At 70.0% G+C, this 5870-nt stretch carries 3 protein-coding genes and 1 pseudogene; all 4 read right to left on the reverse strand.

Annotated elements, in window-relative coordinates; all coding sequences use genetic code 11:
• Positions 1 to 1050, reverse strand: a pseudogene (locus tag PLP61_RS14250) (hypothetical protein); the annotation flags it as partial.
• Positions 1047 to 2498 carry a sensor histidine kinase gene (locus PLP61_RS14255; RefSeq protein ID WP_324503413.1) on the reverse strand — a complete coding sequence of 484 codons (1452 nt, stop codon included), beginning with the start codon at positions 2496 to 2498 and terminating at the stop codon, positions 1047 to 1049. The gene PLP61_RS14255 and the pseudogene PLP61_RS14250, both read right to left, overlap by 4 nt.
• 23 nt (positions 2499 to 2521) lie before the next feature.
• On the reverse strand, positions 2522 to 4069 hold the full coding sequence (locus PLP61_RS14260) for a hypothetical protein (RefSeq protein WP_324503414.1): 1548 nt from the start codon (positions 4067 to 4069) through the stop codon (positions 2522 to 2524).
• Positions 4070 to 4116: 47 nt separating this feature from the next.
• Positions 4117 to 5145: a beta-propeller domain-containing protein gene (locus PLP61_RS14265; protein ID WP_324503415.1), complete on the reverse strand. Its 1029-nt coding sequence runs from the start codon at positions 5143 to 5145 to the stop codon at positions 4117 to 4119.
• Between the last annotated feature and the right edge of the window lie 725 nt (positions 5146 to 5870).

Below are 5870 nucleotides of genomic sequence, written 5' to 3' on the forward strand. Positions count from 1 at the left end.
GGAGGCGATCGCGACCTGCAGGAGTGCGCCTACCCCTCGCTGCTGCACGGTGTCTTGGAGCTCGCCCCCCAGTCGGCGACGCTCAGCGTCGGAGGCCTGCACGATCCGGGTGCGGGAGCGGCGAAGCTCTTCGATCTGATCGAGCGCCGCAGCCTCTAGTCTTGCGTTGTCGATCGCCAGCCTCAGGGCGGGCGTCAGGTCGTCTGCCTGCTCGAGCTCGCGCAGCTGGTCGGGGAGAGGGGAGGCCGCGAGAACCGACTCGGCCATCCGTCGAGCAGCCGAGCGCCGCAGGGTGGCCGTACCAACCACAATGGCCACCGGTACGGCGACGGCGAGGACGGCGAGGGCGACGATGTCGTCGGCGCGTGCTGGCGACGGCCAGGACGACGCCCACCACGGCACCAGGGCGAGCACGGCGGCGGTCAGCGCCGAGACAGCCATCCATGGGCGCAACGGGGAGCCTGAGATGGCCCGGCCTGCGAGCAAGGCGAGCACTGACATCGTGACGATGCCCGCGAGTACCAGTCGTGTCCGGGGCTGGTCGGTCGAGGTCCACCACCCGCTTCCGGGGAGGCAGTAGCGGGAGCAACCCGGGTCCAGCAGCGGGTCGTAGAAGACCCCCCGCGCGAAGATCGCTGACCCCACCAGGGTCGCGACCAGCGCGCGGGGAAACCTGGGCGTGCGGGGATCGCGGTACAGAACCAGGGCGACCAGGGCAGCTGGCAGGACCGGTGCCACGGCCAGAGAGACCATCCGCAGCGAAGGTGATGCACCTGGTACGGCGGCCAGCAGCGGGCCCACCCAACCCACCACCGCGAGCGCGACCAGCCAGACCCGTCCGACATCTGCGCCCGGGACGATCAACGCGAGCACGACGACCGTCACGCCCGCAAGGATCCAGATGGCTTCCCAGCCTGGTGTAGCGAGGCCGCCAACCGGTCGCTGGACCCAGCCGAGGTCCAGCGACCACGAGAGCATCAGCAGCACGGCACCCATGACGATCGCCCTGGCGAGGACTCCCGTGCCGACCACGACCGCAGGGAGGGTCATCGGGCACCCCCGAGCGCCAGGGAGGGCGCCGCCGGGAGGACCACCTCGACGGTGGTGCCGATCGGTCCACTCGAGAGGCGCAGCTCCCCTCCCCTCGTCGCCACCCGATCGGCGAGCCCTTCGAGTCCCCCGCCCTCGGCGAATTCGGCACCCCCGGTCCCGTCGTCCCGGACACGCAAGGTCAGGGTGCTCTCACCCTCGACCTCGATCTCGATGTGCTTCGCCCGGGCGTGCTTGAGCGCGTTGGTCACGGCCTCGGCGCAGGCAGCGTACGCCGTCTCCTCGACCGATCGTGAGGCGGCCATGGAGCTCGGGATCCCTAGGCTGACCGCCACCGGGCTGCGAGCCGCGAGCGCCCTGAGGGCGAGTACCAGCCCGCCGTCTCCGAGGGCGACCGGAGACGTGCCGACGAGCACAGCCTCGACGTCTGAGGCGGCTCCGCGCACCTCGTCAGCGATACTCGGCCAGGCGGCCAGTTCGTCGACGGCCGCGTCGAGGGGCGCGACCACATGGTGACGCAAGGCCGAGGCGACCTCTGCCCGCTCCCGGTCGACTGCATCCAAGAGCCGTACGCGGGACGCAGCCAGCTGTGCTGCGCGGGAGCGCTCGGCCATCAAGAGCGCTTCGTGGTCGCCGACCCGCCGAACCACCGCTGCCACCGACGCCCACGTCCGGTCGTCCGTCAGCCAAGGTGCGGAGGACGCCACCGTCGCCCAAGGAGCGCCGTCGACCTCCACGACCCGGGCTCCGCTCATGGGTGGTCTGTCCGCTGCGGTGACCCGCGCGGTCGGGTCGCGCAGTGACTTACGCAGGAGCGTCGTCAGTGAGGCGTGAGGATCTCGGGTCCCGAGCTCTTCGAGAGACGGTGACATCGTCGAGAGCAGACGGTCGTATCGTCTCGTCCGCGAGGTCATCCACGCGACGGCACAGACGATCGCACCGGAGTAGACGGCGAACGCCACCTCGCGTGGAGGACCGAGCCCCTCGCGGGTCAGCGCCACCACCACCTCGGCCGCCGAGCAGAGCAGGAGGGAGCCGACGGCCGCAGCTCGCCATGGACCGCGCCGACGTGCCACGACCACTGCGGCAAGGCCGAAGAGAACAGCCGCGACGAGCGGGCTGATACCAGGAAACACCAGGGCGGACCCGATCGCGAGCAGGACGAGCCAGGTCCCGGTCGGAACGGGCCGCCGATTGAGGATGACTAGGCCGCCGATTGTCACGACCAGCACGCCTCGGTGCGCGTCGGCCAAGGCCGGCACGATGGAGCCTGCCAGCCAGGTGAGACCGACCAATCCCCAGGCCGTGACCCACAGGACCCGTCGGGAAGTCGACGCGAGCACGATGATGACGACACCTGTGACGACGTCAAGCGTCACGGTGAACACGCCGAGCCCACCGGCGGCGTCTGCCCTGACGGCTCCCCACGACAGCACCGCGCCGATCACGCAGAGGGCAATCCGTGCTGGGCTCAACGGACCGGCTGGAACGGGTTGGCCACCAGGCTGAGGATGCTGACTGGGTCCGGGTTCATCCCGCGGGGGTCGGAGAACGAGAGCGCACCGTTCTCGTCGACGGACCAGCGGACTGAGTACGGCGCTGAGTTGGTGATGCAATGGAGTGTCGCGTCGGTCCAGTCGCAGGCGTTCTCGCCGTCCCTTCGCAGCGCCTGCAAGCTCGCCAGGGAGTTGACGAAGAACGCCCTGTCGCCGGAGCCGAAGACGCGACCGGACTCGAAGATCATCGAGGAACCGTCATCGTCGAAACGGGACGTGCTGGTGTACGTGCCGTCCTCGCTAATCACCAGGGTGACGACCTGGGCATCCCTCGTCTTGTTGAAGCCGGCCTCGCTGATGTCAGTCGTGGACAGGTGCGCCCGGTAAGTCCCGGGCGCGATCGCCACTGGCGTTCGCGGATAGTCGTCCACCTGCTCCCGCGGGGCGGCCTTTCCTCGGCAGCTCCTCGGCACCGCCAGAGGCTCGACAGGTCCGGAGGAGGCTGCGGAGGCGACCGAGCGCACCAGGTCGAGCAACGCGGAGTCCGCGGGACTGGCGGCGATCTCACGGAGGACCGGCTCGACCCTGAGATGCAAGGCGGTCAGCTCGGCTGCCGAGGCTTCCGCGAACCTGGCGCCGCCCGCGCACAGGCGAGAGGCCAGGTCGGCCTCGCTCCCGCGGCGCTGGATCGCCGCGAGCCGACCGGCCTCTGCCCCCGCGCGCAGCCAGTCCTGCTCCTGGTCGGACAGCGACTCGAACCACTGGGAGTTGACCACGAGGACCCAAGGGCTCGCGGTCAGGACAACGTTGGCCGTGAGGTACGGGTACATGACCGCGATGTCCTCTTGGAGTGCCCGGGGGAGGTTGACCAGCTGGGCGTTGTAGCCCGGGTCGCCGACGGTGCCGCCCAAGGCGGCGACCGTCTCGGCCTCCACGGGGCTCAGCCCGCCCGTGTGCACCCTCCGCCAGCTCGGTGGGCCCAGCAACGGCTCGTCGGCGGCGGCGGGCCGGACCAGGGGCCCCGCGAACAGTGCCAGGCCGGTCAGGCCGCTACCGTCGAGGGTTTCGAGGAACTCCGGCGCCACCGATGGCTCGGTGACGGCGGCGGCGGCGGCGGATGTGGTGATGGCGAGCGGGGCCGAGAGAGCGGCGAACCTGCCGACGCCCAGGGACTCCAGAACGCTCGATGGCACCCATGCGCCCTCGACGCGCCCTTCGACGACCGCCTTCACGAGTCCCTCGCGGCCGAGCCCGAACATCGAGCGTGCGCTGGGAGCGAGGAGGCCGTCGGAGTCCTCGGCAACCGCGTCGATGAATGCCGGGCCGCCTGGAGCGAAGCCGTAGGAGTCCGCGGACCATTCGACGTACCCGAACACCGGGGTATCCCGCGGGGACAACCCACCCTTGCCGCCCTGTCCCTCGGTGCCACAGGCCACCGCGATGGCAAGGACGGCAGACACGGCCACCGATCGCTTGGCCGCCCGGGCGGCCAGGGTGCGCCGGGAGGACGGGGTGTGCCCCATGGCGGACCTCCTCCTGGCGCACCCGCTCGTCGTCGCCACCTGTCACTCTAGGGCCGCAGCCGGGGGTCGGCACCGCGCACGGCGAGCACCTTCGGAGTGCCACCGTTGGCCGGGAGGTAAGCAGGATGCTTCTCCGTGACGGATCCGCCGTTCTCCTCGGCATAGGCCGCAATGAGCACGATCCCGCTTCCGTCAGGTGACCAGGACGGCGTTCCGTAGCGCAGCGTGCCGTCCGTCGACGAGGTCGTCAGCTGACGCATACCCTGGCCGTCAGGACGCATCACCCAGATGTTTGACGGGTCGGAGCTCGCCGAGAACAGGATCGGGTCGTTCGTGCTGAACACGATGACGTTCTTCGACGGGTGCCAGTCCGGGTGATTGGCGAGCATCTCCGGGGACGTGACCACACGCACGCGCTGCTGGGGCGACGCTTCCGCACTGACGATCGCCACGGCGGTCCCGGTGGCCTCGCTCTGCGAGTTGTCGGTGTAGTAGTCGACCTCGACCACGATCCGTCGGCCGTCGTTGGACCACCGTGGAAAGTAGAACGCCCGGTCGTCGGGTGTGCGCGCGACCTTGCGGGTGGCGCCGGTCGCGAGGTCGACGACCACCAGCCAGCTTCTGCCCCAGGTGCCGTCTGCGTTGGCGTCGTACTGCACGACGACGAGCTGCTTCCCGTCAGGCGACCAGGAGGGCTCGGCCATCTGCGAACAGGGTTCATGCGTACAGGCCGCGCGTAACTGGGGCGACGTACCGTCCGCGTTGACAGTCCAGACGCTCACGTCGTCGCCCTGGATCTCGAAGGCAACCTCCGTACCGTCTGGCGACCAGTCCCCGTGCAGAATCGCCCCCGCTGCGACTGGCTCGACGACGAGTGCATGCTCGCCGGAACCGTCCGCGTCGGCTACGTACAGCTGGTCCCGGCCGTACAACACCTGGCCGGTCGGGGCCCAGGTCGCGTCCCCTGTCACGGACTCCGACTGGCGCCTGTCGGTCTCGGTTTGGCCGGACGCCGCCATCACGCCCAGCGACCCGACGACGGCGGCAACCGCCCCCGCCGCCACCGTCCACTTCATCGCTTTGTTCCTCATGCCTGGCCTCCTTCTTCGGCAGTTGCCTCGGGTGGAGCCAGCGTGCGACCGGCAGCGCTGCAGGGGTACAGGGAAAACCCTGGTCGGCAGAAGCGTCTTGACGGGGCCGTGCCGGTGGGAGGAAACGCTCGAGGCGGTCCAGGCCCAGGCGGGGCACGCCTCGATCGAGCCCACCCGGATATACCTGCACCTGGCAGATGACTGGCTGGCCGCCCAGTACCGCAAAAGCCGCCGAGGTCCTCGACGCCCAGCTCTACGCCGGTGATGCCCGGTGACCGGCCGGGCAGCGGGCAGCCGCAATGGGATGGCGCCGTTGCCGTCGTGGGAGCAGCTCGAACCGACCGTCCCGCACGTCGTGGCCACGATGCGCCGCTACCCGGAGCAGATCGACTGTGTCCTGCGGGCAAGGCAGCCGGTGGTGGCGCCTGGCGTCACCCACGTACGCCGGGTGCCGATCATGCCGCCTGAGACCATCCGCACACTCCCGTTCGGCACCGCACTGGTCCTGCTTCGCAGTGCCCCACCGCTGGTGACCGAACTTCGGAAGTGGACCGACCGCAAGGACGCCGACATGCTCCGGGGCCAACGCGCGGCGGTCGAATCAGCTCTGCGGTGTCCGGTTGCGGGAGGAGCCGAACCCCCTTGATCCGAAGATTCGGACCAGCCGCGCCCCGCGGCTACTGACATGGCCGCCTACGCGGCGGTGTGAC

This window comes from Nocardioides sp., from assembly GCF_035429765.1.
Taxonomy (GTDB): domain Bacteria; phylum Actinomycetota; class Actinomycetes; order Propionibacteriales; family Nocardioidaceae; genus Nocardioides.